We start from the raw sequence: 15621 nt of genomic DNA on the forward strand, positions 1-15621 counted from the left end.
GACGGCCGGCCGATCCCCACCGTTCACCGCAGGGTGCCGGGAATCGTGCCGAGCCTACTGCACCCACCGATGTCTCACGTCGGACCGGGCCCGTGCGGACCCCTCGGACGGCGGTGGCACCGGGCCCCACCGCCCCGGGCCGGGACGGCGCAGCGCCGGTGCCACGATGCCGTCGTCGCCGGCGGAGGCCGGCGTACGGGCTCACACCTCGAGGAGTTCGTTCTCCTTGTGCTTGATGAGGTCGTCGACGGCGGCGACGAAGCGCTGGGTCAGGTCGTCGAGTTCCTTCTCGGCGCGGCGGCCGTCGTCCTCGCCGACCTCGCCGTCCTTGACGAGCCGGTCCAGCTCCTCCTTGCCCTTGCGCCGGATGTTGCGGATGGCCACCTTGGCCTCCTCACCCTTGTGCCGGGCGACCTTGATCATGTCGCGGCGGCGCTCCTCGGTCATCTGCGGGAGCAGGATGCGGAGCTGGTTGCCCTCGTTGTTCGGGTTGGCGCCGAGGTCGGAGTCGCGGATCGCCTTCTCCATGGCGTTGATCTGCGAGTTGTCGTACGGCTTGATGATCACCATGCGCGGCTCGGGCACCCCGATGGACGCCATCTGGGGCAGTGGCGTGGGGCTGCCGTAGTAGTCGATGATGATCTTGGAGAACATGGCGGCGTTGGCGCGACCGGTGCGGATCGCGCCGAACTCCTCCTTGGCGTGCTCGATGGCACGCTCCATCTTCTCCTCGGCCTCGAGGAGGGTGTCGTCGATCACCGGTCTCCTCGCCTCCTTCTGTGCTCGTCGTGGGCTTGTCGTGTCGGAGGAACCGCTGAGCTCGGGGTCTGGCGACCACTCAGGCGGTGATCAGGGTGCCGATCTTGTCGCCACCCACGGCCCGGATGATGGTGTCGTCGCCCTGCGCGCCGAAGACCAGCATCGGCAGGCCGTTCTCCATGCACAGGCTGAACGCGGCGGCGTCGGCCACCCGCAGGTTACGCCGCAGCACCTCGGAGAAGGTGATCGAGTCGAACTTGCTGGCGGTCGGATCGACCCGCGGGTCGGCGCTGTAGACGCCGTCCACGCCGTTCTTGCTCATCAGCACCACGTCGGCGCGGATCTCCAGGGCCCGCTGGGCGGCCACGGTGTCGGTGGAGAAGTACGGCATGCCGGCGCCCGCGCCGAAGATCACCACACGGCCCTTCTCCAGGTGCCGGATGGCGCGCAGCGGGATGTACGGCTCGGCGACCTGGGCCATCGTGATCGCGGTCTGCACGCGCGTCTCGATGCCCTCCTTCTCCAGGAAGTCCTGCAACGCGAGGCAGTTCATCACGGTGCCGAGCATGCCCATGTAGTCGGCCCGGGCCCGGTCCATGCCGCGCTTCTGCAGCTCGGCGCCACGGAAGAAGTTGCCGCCGCCGACCACGACCGAGACCTGCACGCCGCGACGGACCACGGCGGCGATCTGCCGGGCGATGGCCTGCACGACGTCCGGGTCCACCCCGATCGCGCCCCCGCCGAACACCTCACCGGAGAGCTTCAGCACCACCCGGCGGGCCCGGCCGGGGGGTGGCGCCGTCGGATCGTCCGCCGCCAGACTCCGGTCACTCGCAACCTGCGTCATCCGCCCCGCCCTTCCCCATGCGCACGTCCCGTACGCCGCGTACCGCGAAACTGCCGTAGCCGACCCTATGCGACGAGGAGGCCGCGGTGCCTGTCACGTACACCGGCGGCCTCCTCGTCGACGTTTCCCTGCCCGGGGGCGCGCAGCGCCCGGGGCGGCTCAGGCCTGGCCGACCTCGAACCGGACGAAGCGGGTGACCTCGATGCCGGCCTCGGCCAGCACCTGCTTCACCGTCTTCTTGTTGTCGGCGACCGAGGACTGCTCGATCAGGACGTAGTCCTTGAAGAACGCGTTCACCCGGCCCTCGACGATCTTCGGCAGGGCCGCCTCGGGCTTGTTCTCCTCGCGGGCGGTCTGCTCGGCGATGCGCCGCTCGGAGTCGACGACCTCGGCCGGCACCTCGTCCCGGGTGAGGAACTTCGGCCGCATGGCGGCGATCTGCATCGCGACGGCCCGGGCGTCCGAGTCGGCCGCCTCGTCGGTCTTGCCGGTGTACTCCACCAGCACGCCGACCGCCGGGGGCAAGTCCTGGCTCTTGCGGTGCAGGTAGACGGCGGTGGTGCCGTCGACCTTGGCGAACCGGTTGAGGACGAGCTTCTCGCCGATCTTGGCGGACTGCTCCTGCACCAGGTCGGCCACGGTCTTGCCGTCCAGCTCGGTGGCGAGCAACTCCTCGGCGGTGCTGACGCCGCTGCGCTCGCCGTGCTCGACGAGCTGCTGGGCCAGCTCGATGAAGGCGTCGGTCTTGGCCACGAAGTCGGTCTCGCAGTTGAGCTCGAGCAGCGCCTTGCCGGAGTGGGCGATCAGGCCGTTGGCGGCCGTACGACCGGCCCGCTTGCCGACGTCCTTGGCGCCCTTGACGCGCAGGATCTCGACGGCCTTGTCGAAGTCGCCCTCGGCCTCGGTCAGCGCCTTCTTGCAGTCCATCATGCCGGCGCCGGTGAGGTCGCGGAGCTTCTTGACGTCCGCGGCGGTGAAGTTGGACATGGCTCTCTCTTCGGTGTTGAGACTGCGGGTGGGTTGGTCCCGGTGCCGGTTACCCGGATCCGGGCGCGACGTGCCCGGCGTACCTGCCGCTTTCCCGCCGCCCGGCGAACGGGCGGCGGGAAAGCGGCGGTGCGGTCACTCCGCGGCGGCGGTCGCCGGCTGCTCGGCCGGCTGGGCCTGCGGGGCCGCCTCGACCTGCTCGTCGGCCTTCTTCGGCTCCTCGAGCAGCTCGCGCTCCCACTCGGCCAGGGGCTCGTCGGAGGCGACGCCCGGCTCCGGCTTCTCGTCGCTACCGCGACGGCGGCCGGAACGGGCGATCAGGCCGTCGGCGACGGCGGCGGCCACGACCCTGGTCAGCAGCTCGGCCGAGCGGATCGCGTCGTCGTTGCCCGGGATCGGGAAGTCGACCTCGTCCGGGTCGCAGTTGGTGTCGAGCACCGCGATGACCGGGATGCCCAGCTTGCGGGCCTCGTCGACGGCGATGTGCTCCTTCTTGGTGTCGACCACCCAGATCGCGGCCGGGAGCTTCTGCATGTCCCGCAGACCACCGAGAGTGCGGGTCAGCTTGATCTTCTCGCGCGAGAGCTGCAGGGTCTCCTTCTTGGTGTACCCGGCGGCGGTGCCGCTCAGGTCACCCAGGGCCTCCAGCTCCTTCATCCGCTGGAGCCGCTTGTAGACCGTCTGGAAGTTGGTCAGCATGCCACCGAGCCAGCGGTGGTTGACGTACGGCTGACCGACCCGGGTCGCCTGCTCGGCGATGGCCTCCTGGGCCTGCTTCTTGGTGCCGACGAAGAGGATGCTGCCACCCTCGGCGACGGTCCCGCGCACGAACTCGTAGGCCTTCTCGATGTAGTCGAGGGTCTGGCGCAGGTCGATGATGTAGATACCGTTGCGCTCGGTGAAGATGAAGCGCTTCATCTTCGGGTTCCAGCGCCGGGTCTGGTGCCCGAAGTGGACACCGCTCTCCAGCAGCTGGCGCATGGTCACGACGGCCATGGTGGGGTACTCCTCGTGGTCCCTGGTTGTCCCGCCCGGCCAGGCGGCCGGGCGTCCTGGCGCCCGGTCGGCGGCCATGGCGGGCCCGACCAAGATCGGGACCAGGGAGGCCGTCGCCCCACGACGGCTCGTGGAGAGGGCGCGCGAGGTCGACCGCGCGAGGCGGTCGCCAGTCGACCAGTGTACGCCCCTTCCCCGCCCCCGATGCCTCGGGTGCGGGGAAGGGGTCGAACCACGTCATTTCCGGCACCCGGCGCGCCACTTGGCCTGGCCCGGGCGCACCGTCAGGCGCAGTGGCCCCGACGGTCGGGGGGTCAGCGGACCGCGAGGGCGGCGGCGACGAAGAGCACCAGGCCGACGGTCAGGTACGCCGTCGGCGGGCGCAGCCAGCCCCGGCTCCCCTCCGCCAACGACAGCCCGCCGGTGCGCAGCCCGTACAGGCCGATCGCGAAGATCGGCAGGCCGCAGACCAGGAAGATCCCCACCACGACGTCGGCGGTCGAGGCCGGGTCGCCGGTCACGCCGCCGAGCAGCACCCGGACCGCGGGGACCTCGAACACCAGGACCAGCAGGGTGAAGAGCGCGGCCAGCGCCGGCCGTCGGGTCCGGTAGACCCCGTCGCCCGCCGGCGTCCCCGGGTGGGGGGCGACCACCGGTGGGTACACCGGCATCTCCCCCGGCGCCAGGTCGGCGCGGGGCGCGATCGGCGTCATCGGCCCGGTCGGCATCTCCAACGGGTGCGGCGGCTCGACCGGCCGGGCGGGCTCGTCGACCGCCGTCTCGACCGGGTTCGCGGCCTCGGCCGCCCGCCCGGGCGCGACGATCGGGTAGCCGCCCAGCGGAGCCGGCCGGGTCGGGTCCACGGCACGCTCGACCGGTCCCGCCCCGGCCAGGGCGTCGACGCCCGACGTCGACAGCACGTCGCGGGCCTCCCGCGACTCCCGGGCGGCGCGCCGGCCCGGGCGGTCGGCGGGCAGTTCCCCGGAGACGTCCGGCTCCGCCTCGGCCCGGCGCGAGCGGCTCGTCCGGTATCCCTCGGTCTCCGACCGGGCGTCCCCGAGCGGCGGCACCGCCCCGAATCGCCCCGAATCGCCCTCGCCGAACCTCCCGACCTCCGATCCCGTGGCGGCGAACCGACCGGAGTCCTCGGGACCCGTGACCGCGAACCGGCCCGAGTCCTCCGGTCCGCCGAAGCGGCTCCGGTCGGCGTCGACGGCGCCGAAGCGCCCGGAGTCGGGCTCGACGGCCCCGAAGCGCCCCGAATCGGGCTCTGTCGACGCGCCGAAGCGTCCTGTCTCGCTGCGCCTGGTCCCCCCGGCCTCCCCGTAGCGGGCGTCCTCCCCGGCCCGACGCGGCTCGGGGGCGCTCAGGTCGTCGTCCCGGTACCGGGACTCCGCCGGCCCGCGCCAGTCCGCCTCCCCGTAGCCGCTCTCGCGGTCACGGTCACGGTCGGCCGGATACCAGCGCGACTCCTGATCCTCGACAAAGTTTCGTCGTCCGTCCACGTCCGGCACCGTATGCGACCCGCTCCACGGACGCCATCCGCCCCCCTGGGCATCGGCGTTTCCCACGCACTTGGTCGCCGCGCGGCGACAGTCGGGAACGAACGGCGGGCGAGCAGTGCGGCCGGGCCGGCTACGGGTGAGCAGGGCGGCGGAGGCCGGCTGCGGGTGAGCACGGCGGCTGGAGCAGGCTGCGGATGGCGGCTGTAGCCGGTTGGGGGTGGGTGCGGCGGCCGGTCGCGATGAGCCGCATAGCACGACGAGGGCATGATCGTCCGTTCGTCCACAGCTCGTCCGTCGTCCACAGGTTCCGCGCTTCGGGGCGGCGGATCCCCGTTCGCCGGGGCACCGTGCCGGACATGACGAAGCGGAACCAGGCGGTCGGCGCGTACGGGGAGCGGTGCGCCGTCCGGCACCTGATCGGGGCGGGGCTGCGCCCGGTGGCCCGGAACTGGCGATGCGCCGCCGGGGAGATCGACATCATCGCCTGGGACGGGCCCGTGCTCGCCTTCTGCGAGGTGAAGACCCGCCGCAGCGACGAGTACGGCTCACCGGCGGAGGCCGTCGTACCGGCCAAGGCCCGGCGGCTGCGCGGGCTCGCCGCCCGGTGGCTCGCCGACACCGGCACCGCCGCCGACGAGGTGCGCTTCGACGTCGTCTCGGTACGCCTCACCGGCGCCGGCGCCGCCCGGGTCGAACACCTCAAGGGGGCGTTCTGATGGGCGGGCGCGACCGGATCAGCTCCAGCGCCGGGGCTCGGCGGGTCAGGGTCGGCTCGCCCTGCGCGCGGGTGGCGTCGTGAGCTACGCGAAGGTGCTCTGCGTGGGTCTGGTGGGCGTCACCGGGCATCTGGTGGAGGTCGAGGCCGACCTGGCGGCCGGCCTGCCGGCGGTGGTCATCTCGGGACTGCCGGACACCGCCCTGCACGAGGCCCGGGACCGGGTTCGCGCCGCCGTGGTCAACTCCGGCCAGCGGTGGCCCAACCGGCGGATCACCCTCAACCTGCTCCCGGCCGACCTGCCGAAGTTCGGCTCCGCGTTCGACCTGGCGATCGCGGCGGCTCTGCTGGGCGGCTCGGGCGAACTGCCGCTGCTGCCGCTGGAACACGTGGTGGTCCTGGGCGAGCTGGGCCTCGACGGCACGGTCCGCCCGGTACGCGGGGTGCTGCCGATGGTCGCCTCGGCGGCCCGCGCCGGCGTCCGGAAGGTGATCGTCCCGGCCGGCAACGCCGCCGAGGCGGCGGTCGTCCCGGGGGTCCGGGTCCGGGCGGTCGACACGCTGCACCGGCTCGTCAGCTTCATCCGTGACGGCTCGCCCCTGATCGAACCGGAGGCGAAGAGCCCACCGCCGGCCGCTGGTGGGCCCGACCTGGCCGAGGTGGCCGGGCAGGGGCTGGGCCGCAGGGCGCTGGAGGTGGCCGCGGCGGGCGGGCACCACCTGGCGCTGGTCGGGCCGCCGGGAGCGGGCAAGACCATGCTCGCCGAGCGCCTCCCGTCGATCCTGCCCGAGCTGGACGACGAGGCCGCGCTGGAGGTCACCGCCCTGCACTCGATCGCCGGGCTGCTGCCGCCCGGCGGCCGGTTGCTGCGCCGCCCGCCGTTCCAGGCCCCGCACCACACGGCGACCGTGCCGTCGCTGGTCGGCGGCGGTTCCGGGCTGGCCCGCCCCGGCGCGGTCTCGCTCGCCCACCGGGGCGTGCTCTTCCTCGACGAGGCACCCGAGTTCAGCCGGGGAGCGCTGGAGGCGCTGCGCCAGCCGCTGGAGAACGGCCGGGTCCGGCTGGCCCGCAGCCGGGGCGGCGCCGAGTACCCGGCCCGTACGCAGCTGGTGCTGGCGGCCAACCCGTGTCCGTGCGCCAAGCCGGCGGGGGACGCGTACTGCGAGTGCCCGCCGCAGGCCCGGCGGCGCTACCTCAGTCGGCTGTCCGGGCCGTTGCTGGACCGGATCGACGTGCAGGTGAAGCTGCCGCCGGTCCGCGCGGCCGAGCTGATGCAGGCCACCGTGGACAGCGAGTCCTCCGCCACCGTCGCCGCGCGGGTCGCGGTGGCCCGGCGGGCGGCGGCCGGGCGCTGGGCGGTGCTCGGGCACCGGCTCAACGCCGAGATACCCGGCCCGTACCTGCGCCGCCCGCCCTGGCGGTTGCCGGGGCCGGACACCGCCGAGCTGCGGGCGCGGCTGGACTCCGGGTCGCTGTCGGCCCGGGGCTTCGACCGGATCATCCGGCTGGCCTGGACGATCGCGGACCTGGACGGTCGGGACCGCCCCGACCGGGAGGACGTCCGGGAAGCCATCCAACTCAGGACGGGGGAAGCGACATGAGCACCGACGAGGAGACGCTGGCCCGGATCGCGCTCACCTGGCTCGCGGAGCCGGGCACCTGGTCGGTGCACCGGCTGGTCGACCGGCTCGGCCCGGTGGCGACGCTCGACCTGCTGCTCGACGGGGGCGCACCGGAGGAGACGCTACGCAACACCGTGGCGGCCCGCTGCGCGGCCGGCGACGCCAGGGCCGTCGCGGTCGAGGCGCTGGCCCGTACGGACCGGCTCGGCGCCCGGATCGTCGTACCCGGCGACGACGAGTGGCCCGGCCGGGTCGACGAGCTGCGCCGGCTCCGGCTGCCCGGCGCCTACCGGCGGGTGGACGTCGAGACCGCGCCCCCGCTCTGCTTCTGGGTACGCGGCTCGTGGCCGCTCGGTGAGGCGTTCGACCGTTCCGTCGCGGTCGTCGGCGCCCGCGCCGCCACCGGGTACGGCGCCCACATCGCCACGGAACTCGGCTACGGGCTGGCCGAGCGGGACTGGACCGTCGTCTCCGGCGGCGCCTTCGGCATCGACGCCGCCGCCCACCGGGGCGCGCTCAACGCCGGTGGCCTGACCGTGGCGGTGCTCGCCTGCGGCGTGGACCGCCCGTACCCGATGGGCAACGCGGCGCTGTTCGACCGGATCGCCGACACCGGGCTGCTGGTCAGCGAATGGATGCCGGGAGCCGACCCGCTCCGGCCCCGGTTCCTCATCCGCAACCGGGTCATCGCCGCGGGCACCCTCGGCACGGTGCTGGTGGAGGCAGCTGCCCGCAGCGGCGCCACGCAGACCACCCATCGGGCGCTCGCCCTGGGCAAGCCGAGCATGGTGGTGCCCGGCCCGGTCACGTCCGCGATGTCCGTCGGCGCCCACGAGACGCTGCGGGAGTACCCGAAGTCCCGGCTGGTGACCGGCGTCGCGCAGGTGCTGGAGGAGGTCGGGCGGATCGGGGAGCTGGCCCCCGTACCGCGCGGCGCGCAGCACCCGGTCGACCTCCTCGACGACGACGCGCGGGCCGTCGTCGAGGCGTTGCCCCGCCGGGGCACGGTGGGCGTCGACATCCTCGCCGCGCGGGCCGGGGTGCCCGTCCGTACCGCGCTGCGCAAGCTGTCGATGCTCGAGGAGCTGGCCCTGGTGCTCCGTCGCGCCGACGGGTTCGCCCTCGCGCCGCAGCCGCGCAGGAGCACGGCAGCCGCGCCGCAGCCAGCGGCGCGGGACGCGTCGTGACGGCCGTCAGTCACCCTCGAAGCGGATCTCCATCGCGCGGTCCTCCCGGCAGCGCCGGGCCAACCGGTCCATCCGGCGCACGTGTGTCATCTCCGGCGTCGACCGGGCCACCTCGGCGAGGCAGCGCACCTCGGCGAGGAGTTGCGGCGCCTGGCCGGCGGGGACCACCAGCTCACCGACCGGGTCCACCTGGTCGAGCAGGGGGGTACGCCCGCCGCCACGCACCCGCCGGACGAGATTCAGCAGCACGTCGTCGGGATCGGGCAGCACCTCGGCCGGCACGACACGGCGGCGGCCGGAGCCCACCACGACCGTCCGGTAGAGGACGACGTCCACCCCCATGTCCGGTCCCCCTTCGTCGTGCCTGACCCCGCCGCGCGGCGACCACGACCAGGGCCTCACATCCGCTGGTACGACCAGTCTGCGCGCACCGGCCGGCGCAATCCACCATCCCGGCCCCGCCACACCGACGGGAGTGCCCCACGAGCCGGCTCGGACGGCCGCAACCGGGGCACCAGAGCGCGCTGCCCTGCCGGTGCCGCCGGGCGACCGTAGGCTGGTCGCGTGCCGCCCGAGGATCCGCCACCCGCCGCCCACACGGCCTCGACCCGCACCGCCGCGCCCACCGCCAGCACGGCAACGACCCACACCACCGCGCCCGCCGCCCGCAGTCTCGTGGCAGGAGCGCCGGCGCGAGGCACACCGACCGCCCGACGGGCGGCCGCGAGGGGCTCGCGGTGAGCCGGGAGGCGAACGGCACCCGGGCGACCCACGAGGCTCTTCCCCCGCCGATGCGCGAGGCGGTGGACGACTTCGCCGCGCACCTGGCCGGGGTGCGCAACCGGTCCGCCCACACCGTCCGGGCATACGTCGGTGACGTGGTGTCGCTGTTGGACCACGCCCAGCGGATGGGCTGCGCCGAACTGTCGCAACTGGATCTCGCCGTGCTGCGCAGCTGGCTGGCGAAGCAACGGACGATGGGGGCGGCGCGGACGTCGCTCGCCCGGCGGGCGGCGTCGGCGCGGACGTTCAGCACCTGGGCGCACCGCGGCGGCCTGCTCCCCGCCGACGTGGCCGGCGCCCTGGCCAGCCCGCGCGCCCACCGGGACCTGCCGACCGTGCTGCGCGCCGACCAGGCGGCGGCCCTGGTCGAAGCGCCGGGCCGGCTCGCCCGACCCGTGCCGTCGGCGCCGCCGACCGGAGACGACTCCCCACCGAAGACGCCCGCCGGGGGCGACTCCCGAGCGGCACCGCCCGCCGCGGGGCCGGGATCGCCGGGGTCGCCGGATCCTTCCGGGACGACCGACGCAGCGGCCGACGGGACGACCGACGCAGCGGCCGACGGAGTGACCGACGGGACGACCGACGCAGCGGCCGACGGGGTGGCCGAGGCGGTGCTGCTGCGGGACCGGGCGCTGCTGGAGTTGCTCTACGGCACGGGGGTGCGCATCAGCGAGGCGTGTGGGCTCGACGTCGCCGACGTGGACCACGCGCGACGGGTCGTACGGGTGCTGGGCAAGGGCGGCCGGGAACGTGCGGTCCCGTACGGGGTGCCGGCGCAGCGAGCGCTCGACGAGTGGCTGCGCCACGGCCGGCCGGCACTGGCCGCACCGCACTCCCGTGACGCGCTGCTGCTCGGCGCACGCGGCGGACGGCTCAACCCGACGACGGCGCGACGTGTCGTCAGCGGGTACGCACAGGCCGCCGGCCTGCCTCCGGTCAGCCCGCACGGGCTACGGCACTCGGCGGCCACCCACCTGCTCGAGGGCGGTGCGGACCTGCGGGCGGTGCAGGAACTGCTGGGGCACTCGTCCCTGGCGAGCACCCAGATCTACACCCACGTGTCCGTGGAACGGCTCCGCGCCGCCTACCGTCAGGCCCACCCCCGCGCCTAGGCACCCGGATACGATCATCGGGTGAGCTTCCCGCAGCCGCCCGAGCCGATCGCGGCAGCCCGCCTGCTCTTCTCACTCGACCCGGCGGTCAGCCACCTGAACCACGGTTCGTTCGGCACGGCGCCGATCGCCGTGCAGCGGGCCCAGCAGCGGTTGCGTGACGAGATGGAGGCCAACCCGCAGCGCTTCTTCACGCAGGGCCTGGTCGACCGGATCATGCACACCCGCCGGCACCTGGCCGGCTTCCTGGGCGCCGACCCGGACGGCACCGCCCTGGTCCCGAACGCCACCACCGGCGTGGCGGTGGTGCTCCAGTCGCTCGGCCTGGGCACCGGCGACGAGGTGCTCACCACCGACCACGGCTACGGCGCGGTCGGCCTCTCCGTCGCCCGGGAGTGCCGGCGTACGGGGGCCGTCGCCCGGGCACTGCCCGTCCCGTTGACCGCCTCGGACGAGGAGATCGTCCAGATCTTCCGCTCGGGGCTGCGCCCCGGCCGGACCCGGCTGCTCGTCGTGGACCAGCTCACCTCTGCCACCGCCCGGCTCTTCCCCGTCGCCGCGATCGTGGGCGTGGCCCGGGAGCACGGGATACCGGTCCTCGTCGACGCCGCGCACGCCCCCGGCATGCTTCCGACACCGGTGGGCGACATCGGCGCCGACTTCTGGGTGGGCAATCTGCACAAGTGGGCGTACGCGCCGCGCGGCACCGCCGTGCTGGTGGTCGCCCCGTCGTGGCGGGAACGCATCGAGCCGCTGGTCGTCTCGTGGGAGCAGGAGTCGGGGTTCCCCCGCCGGGTCGAGTGGGCGGCGACGCAGGACTACACGGGCTGGCTCGCCGCGCCGGTGGGCCTGTTCACGCTGCGTAGCCTCGGCCTCGACCGGGTACGCGGGCACAACGCCGCGCTGGCGGCGTACGGCCAGCGGGTGCTGGGGGACGCGCTCAAGGTGGCGCCCGCCGACCTGCCGGACCCCGGCGGACCGGAGGTCGCCATGCGGATCGTGCCGCTGCCGGCGGGCCTGGGCAGCACGTTCGAGGCGGCGCGGTCGCTGCGCGAACGGATCGCCGAGCGGCTCGCCACGGAGGTCGCCGTCATGGTCTGGAACGGTCGGGGCTGGTTGCGGCTCTGCGCCCAGGTCTACAACACCGCCGACGAGTACGAGCGGCTCGCGGCGCGGCTTCCCGCGCTGCTCGCCCAGCGCTGAGGACGGCTCCGGTCCGGCCTGCCGACGAGCTGGGACGCGGTCAGCCGCCGGCCGCGCCGTCGAGCGGGAGCAGCCGCACGGGTCCCAGGCCGAGCAGGGCCAGCGGGTCCAGGTAGTCGGCGCCGCGCCGCAGCCCCCAGTGCAGGCAGGCGGGGGCGGGGCAGCCGGGGTGGCCGGCGAGGAGGGTGCCCAGCGGTGCGCCGGCGGTCAGTGTCTCGCCGGGGCGGACCGCCGGCGACACCGGCTCGTGGGTGGTCCGCAGCCCGTCGGCGTGCCCGACGGTGACGACGGGACGCCCGGCGACCAGGCCGGCGAAGAGCACCGTGCCGGCGCTGGCGGCCCGCACGGTCGCGCCCGGCGCGGCGGCCAGGTCGACGCCCCGGTGCCCGGGCAGCCACGGCCGGGGCGGCGGATCGAACCGGCGCACCGGGCGGGGGGTCCCGTCGAGCGGCCACCGGAACCGCGCGGCCACGACCGGCTCGGGTGACACGGCGGCGGCCGCCGCGACGGGCGGCCGTGGCGTCGCCGAGACCGGTCGGGCGACGGGCCCGGGGGACAGCAGGACGGCGCAGAGCGCGACGGCGGTACGGGCGGCAGGTCGCATGGGCGCAGCCTGCCCGGCGCTCACCTGCCCCTGCCACCCGCGACCCCCTCGGCTGTGGACGACGCTCGTCCTGTGGACAACCCCCACAGGGCCGGGTGATCTGCTAGGCGTCCACGGGGGACGGCCGGGCGGCTCCGGTGACGTCTACGCTGCGATGCGTGACGCGGGACTGGCACGCCTGGCACGGGGACTACGACGAGGCGGGTTCGGCGCTGTCCCGCCGGCTCGCGGAGGTGCGGCTGCGGGTGCGGGAGGCACTCGACGCGGCCCCGCCCGGTCCGTTGCGGGCGCTCAGCCTCTGCGCCGGCCAGGGGCGTGACCTGATTCCCGAACTCGCTGCCCACCCCCGCCGCGAGGACGTGACGGCCCGGCTGGTGGAGCTGGACCCGCGAAACGCGGACGTGGCCCGGTCGGCGGCCCGCGCGGCGGGCCTGTCCGCCGTGGAGGTGGTGACCGGCGACGCGGCGCGCACCGACGCGTACGCCGACCTGGCCCCGGCCGACCTGGTGCTGGTCTGTGGGGTGTTCGGCAACGTCAGCGAGGCGGACGTACGCGCCACTGTGCGGTACTGCGCGGCGCTCTGCGCGACCGGCGGCACCGTGCTCTGGACCCGGCACCGGCGCGAACCCGACCTCGTACCGACCATCCGTGGCTGGTTCGTGGAGGAGGGTTTCGCGGCGGGGACGGTCAGCAGCCCGGCGGACGGTGTGGGCGTGGGGGCACACCGCTTCCTGGGTACGCCGCCCCGCCCCCTGCCGTCCGGCGTGACGATGTTCGCCTTCGTCGACTGACGGTGGCCGGTGCGGCACCGACGTCGGCAACGGCCTTCGGGGAGGGCTCGATCACCACTGTGGACGACAGACCGGGCTACGGCTGTCGGAGAGGAGCCGGGCGGTGGCCTCGCGGCGGTGGGGGGCGCCGACGGGCCGTACGCCCGGTGTGGTGGGACCAGCGGACGGGCGGCGGAGCGGCGGGTCAGCCGCCGAAGCCGGAGTCGGCCGGCAGCGAGATGTCGGGCTTCTCCAACTCCTCGACGTTGACGTCCTTGAAGGTCATCACCCGGACGTTCTTCACGAACCGGGCGGGACGGTACATGTCCCACACCCAGGCGTCGTGCATCTCGACCTCGAAGTAGACCTCGCCGTCGGAGTTACGCACGTGCAGGTCGACCTGGTTGGCCAGGTAGAAGCGACGCTCCGTCTCCACCACGTAGGAGAACTGGCGGACGATGTCGCGGTACTCCCGGTAGAGCTGCAGCTCCATCTCGGTCTCGTACTTCTCGAGGTCTTCCGCGCTCATCGCACTCCGCCTTCCATGACCACATCTTCCCCCACCGACGCCGGAGGCCGAGGCTGCTCGCCCAACGCCACGCCGACGGTACCCCCTGGCGGGCAGGACCGCTCCATCGGCTCGTCCCGCCTCGCGTCGGCCGGGCGACGCGCCCGGGGCGGGGCGCCGTCACGACCGGACACCGCCGCCACGTTGACGTAGGAGAACCGGTGCTCCCGGCACGGCCCCCGATCCCGCAGCGCCGCGGTGTGTTCCGCGGTGATGTAACCCTTGTGCTCGGCGAACCCGTAGCCCGGGAACGTCCCGTCCAGCTCGACCATGATCCGGTCCCGGGTGACCTTGGCGAGGACGCTCGCCGCCGCGACGCAGGCGGCCACCCGGTCGCCCTTCCACACCGCCAGCCCCGGCACGTCGAGACCGTCCACCCCGAAGCCGTCGGTCAGCACGTAGTCGGGGCGGGTCGTCAGCGACGCCAGCGCCCGGCGCATCGCCGCCAGGTTGCACACGTGCAGGCCCCGCTCGTCGACCTCCTCGGCCGGAACGACCACCACGGCGTACGCCAGCGCGCGGGCCACGACCTCGTCGTGGATGCGTTCCCGGCTGGCGGGGGTGAGCAGCTTGGAGTCGGCCAGCCCGTCGATCTCGCCGCGTCGCCCCTCGGGCAGGATCGCGGCGGCGGCCACCAGGGGCCCGGCACACGCCCCGCGACCCGCCTCGTCGGCCCCGGCGACGTGCCGGAAGCCGCGCCGCTGCAACGCGCGCTCCAGCGCGTAGAGCCCGCCCTCGCGGCGCACCACGGTGCGCGGCGGCGTCAGCACGGCGCCTCCTCGTGACCGTCGACGCCTTCCTGGCGCCCGCCCGCCTCCACCGTCGGCGGCGCCGTGGCGGCCAGCGCCCGGGCCAGCACCGTCGGCAGTTCCGGCGGGTAGTAGCGCTCGCCGCTGGCGACCAGTTCGTCCGGCGCCCACCACCGGTGCGCGGCGACGGTGGCCCGCTCGATCTCGCTGAAGCCCGCGGTGTCGACCTCGTGACCCGCCACCCGCACCAGGAAGAACTCCTGCTCCTGCCGGTACCACACCCCGTCGAAGGGGAACTCCGTCACGTCTCGGTGCACGGGCGCGGCGAACGCCGTGGCCGGCAGCCGCAGGCCGGTCTCCTCGGCCAGCTCCCGCGCCGCGCACTCGGGGTAGGTCTCCCCCGCGTCCAGGCCGCCGCCGGGGGTGAACCACCAGCGGCCGCCCTCGGGGCGGGCCGGGTCGGAGCCGCAGAAGAGCAGCAGCCGACCCGCCGCGTCGACGAGCAGGACGCGCGCCGCACGCCGGGGGGTGTAGACGGTCACCGCACCAGCCTGCCAGACGCCGCCGACATCGCCCACGCCCGGCGACCCCTACGGTTCGGGGATGGCCTCGTACTGCTTGGGGACGCTCAGCCAGGTGGCCCGGCTGAACGGCCAGAAGACGGTGAAGGCCCGCCCCACGACGTCGCCCTCGGGGATCGTGGCGATGGTGATGTCCTGACCGGACTGCTGCCAGTGCTCCAGCGAGTCGCCGGACGCCTCGCGGTGGTCGCCCATGACCCAGAGCCGGCCCTTCGGGACGGTGATGTCGAACTCCTCGGCGGTCTTGTCGCCGGGGAAGATGTAGGGCTCGTCGAGCGACTTGCCGTTGATCACCAGCCGGTCCTGCGCGTCGCAGCAGACCACGTGGTCGCCGCCGACGCCGATGACGCGCTTGATGAAGTCCTCGCCGTCGGGGTTGGCGCTCCACTCCACGGGGGCCTTGAAGACGATCACCTCGCCGCGGTGCGGGGAGCGGAAGTCGTAGACCAGCTTGTTGACCAGCACCCGATCGTCGATCTGGAGGGTGTTCTCCATCGACGGGGAGGGAATGAAGAAGGTCTGCAGCACGAAGGCGCGCACCAGCACCGCGACCAGGATCGCCACACCCAGGAGGATCGGCAGCTCCTTCCAGAAGGAACTGCGCGGCTTGTCGGTCTGCTCGTCAATCACGGC

At 74.3% G+C, this 15621-nt stretch carries 16 protein-coding genes and 1 pseudogene; 6 read left to right on the forward strand and 11 right to left on the reverse strand.

The genetic code is table 11. The annotated features are described in order from the left end of the window. Positions 1 to 201 precede the first annotated feature (201 nt). The 5 genes and pseudogenes from frr to ACGFIG_RS18620 all read right to left on the reverse strand — a co-directional run bounded on the left by frr (position 202) and on the right by ACGFIG_RS18620 (position 5131). Entirely contained in the window at positions 202 to 759 is a 558-nt protein-coding gene (gene frr, locus ACGFIG_RS18600; RefSeq protein WP_393004360.1) for a ribosome recycling factor, read from the reverse strand. Between the two features lie 79 nt (positions 760 to 838). After that, the gene (gene pyrH / locus ACGFIG_RS18605; RefSeq protein ID WP_393004362.1) at positions 839 to 1606 is read right to left on the reverse strand and encodes a UMP kinase; all 768 of its coding nucleotides are present in this window, start codon (positions 1604 to 1606) and stop codon (positions 839 to 841) included. Positions 1607 to 1765: 159 nt separating this feature from the next. After that, positions 1766 to 2593 carry a translation elongation factor Ts gene (gene tsf, locus ACGFIG_RS18610; RefSeq protein ID WP_393004364.1) on the reverse strand — a complete coding sequence of 276 codons (828 nt, stop codon included), beginning with the start codon at positions 2591 to 2593 and terminating at the stop codon, positions 1766 to 1768. 135 nt (positions 2594 to 2728) lie between these two features. Further along, entirely contained in the window at positions 2729 to 3589 is an 861-nt protein-coding gene (rpsB, locus tag ACGFIG_RS18615) for a 30S ribosomal protein S2 (RefSeq protein WP_393004366.1), read from the reverse strand. 314 nt (positions 3590 to 3903) lie between these two features. After that, positions 3904 to 5131 (reverse strand): annotated as a pseudogene (locus tag ACGFIG_RS18620) (hypothetical protein). 319 nt (positions 5132 to 5450) lie between these two features. Here ACGFIG_RS18620 and ACGFIG_RS18625 point away from each other — a divergent pair. The 3 genes from ACGFIG_RS18625 to ACGFIG_RS18635 all read left to right on the forward strand — a co-directional run bounded on the left by ACGFIG_RS18625 (position 5451) and on the right by ACGFIG_RS18635 (position 8618). After that, positions 5451 to 5810 (forward strand): YraN family protein, encoded by a 360-nt coding sequence (locus ACGFIG_RS18625; protein ID WP_393004368.1) that lies wholly within the window; start codon positions 5451 to 5453, stop codon positions 5808 to 5810. 79 nt (positions 5811 to 5889) lie between these two features. Then, a complete protein-coding gene (locus tag ACGFIG_RS18630; protein WP_393004370.1) occupies positions 5890 to 7410 on the forward strand; it encodes a YifB family Mg chelatase-like AAA ATPase in 1521 nt (506 codons plus the stop codon). Beyond that, positions 7407 to 8618, forward strand: coding sequence for a DNA-processing protein DprA (locus tag ACGFIG_RS18635; protein WP_393004372.1), 1212 nt, complete (start codon positions 7407 to 7409; stop codon positions 8616 to 8618). Before ACGFIG_RS18630 ends, ACGFIG_RS18635 begins: the two co-directional genes overlap by 4 nt. Positions 8619 to 8624: 6 nt before the next feature. On the opposite strand, the gene ACGFIG_RS18640 is transcribed toward ACGFIG_RS18635, so the two are convergent. After that, positions 8625 to 8960 carry a hypothetical protein gene (locus tag ACGFIG_RS18640; protein ID WP_393004374.1) on the reverse strand — a complete coding sequence of 112 codons (336 nt, stop codon included), beginning with the start codon at positions 8958 to 8960 and terminating at the stop codon, positions 8625 to 8627. A 449-nt stretch (positions 8961 to 9409) separates the two neighbouring features. On the opposite strand from ACGFIG_RS18640, the gene ACGFIG_RS18645 reads away from it, so the two are divergent. Together ACGFIG_RS18645 and ACGFIG_RS18650 are read left to right on the forward strand one after the other, a co-directional pair. Then, positions 9410 to 10513 carry a tyrosine recombinase XerC gene (locus tag ACGFIG_RS18645; protein WP_393004727.1) on the forward strand — a complete coding sequence of 368 codons (1104 nt, stop codon included), beginning with the start codon at positions 9410 to 9412 and terminating at the stop codon, positions 10511 to 10513. A gap of 21 nt (positions 10514 to 10534) precedes the next feature. Beyond that, a complete protein-coding gene (locus ACGFIG_RS18650; protein WP_393004376.1) occupies positions 10535 to 11716 on the forward strand; it encodes an aminotransferase class V-fold PLP-dependent enzyme in 1182 nt (393 codons plus the stop codon). A gap of 40 nt (positions 11717 to 11756) precedes the next feature. Here the strand turns inward: ACGFIG_RS18650 and ACGFIG_RS18655 are convergent, their stop codons facing one another. Beyond that, on the reverse strand, positions 11757 to 12320 hold the full coding sequence (locus ACGFIG_RS18655; protein WP_393004378.1) for a murein hydrolase activator EnvC family protein: 564 nt from the start codon (positions 12318 to 12320) through the stop codon (positions 11757 to 11759). A gap of 158 nt (positions 12321 to 12478) precedes the next feature. Between ACGFIG_RS18655 and ACGFIG_RS18660 the strand changes: the two genes are divergently transcribed. After that, positions 12479 to 13111 carry a methyltransferase domain-containing protein gene (locus ACGFIG_RS18660; RefSeq protein ID WP_393004380.1) on the forward strand — a complete coding sequence of 211 codons (633 nt, stop codon included), beginning with the start codon at positions 12479 to 12481 and terminating at the stop codon, positions 13109 to 13111. Between the two features lie 184 nt (positions 13112 to 13295). Here the strand turns inward: ACGFIG_RS18660 and ACGFIG_RS18665 are convergent, their stop codons facing one another. From ACGFIG_RS18665 to lepB, 4 genes are read right to left on the reverse strand one after another with little or no spacing between them, the layout of a single operon-like run. Further along, positions 13296 to 13619, reverse strand: coding sequence for a DUF2469 domain-containing protein (locus ACGFIG_RS18665; RefSeq protein ID WP_007075222.1), 324 nt, complete (start codon positions 13617 to 13619; stop codon positions 13296 to 13298). Beyond that, on the reverse strand, positions 13616 to 14428 hold the full coding sequence (locus ACGFIG_RS18670; RefSeq protein WP_393004382.1) for a ribonuclease HII: 813 nt from the start codon (positions 14426 to 14428) through the stop codon (positions 13616 to 13618). The genes ACGFIG_RS18665 and ACGFIG_RS18670 overlap by 4 nt, the downstream gene beginning before the upstream one ends. Beyond that, positions 14422 to 14949, reverse strand: coding sequence for an NUDIX hydrolase (locus tag ACGFIG_RS18675; RefSeq protein WP_393004384.1), 528 nt, complete (start codon positions 14947 to 14949; stop codon positions 14422 to 14424). The genes ACGFIG_RS18670 and ACGFIG_RS18675 overlap by 7 nt, the downstream gene beginning before the upstream one ends. Before the next feature lie 48 nt (positions 14950 to 14997). Then, positions 14998 to 15618, reverse strand: a complete 621-nt coding sequence (gene lepB, locus ACGFIG_RS18680) for a signal peptidase I (RefSeq protein WP_393004386.1) — start codon at positions 15616 to 15618, stop codon at positions 14998 to 15000. Positions 15619 to 15621 lie beyond the last annotated feature (3 nt).

It is taken from the genome of Micromonospora sp. NPDC049048, assembly GCF_043197615.1.
Taxonomy (GTDB): Bacteria; Actinomycetota; Actinomycetes; order Mycobacteriales; family Micromonosporaceae; genus Micromonospora.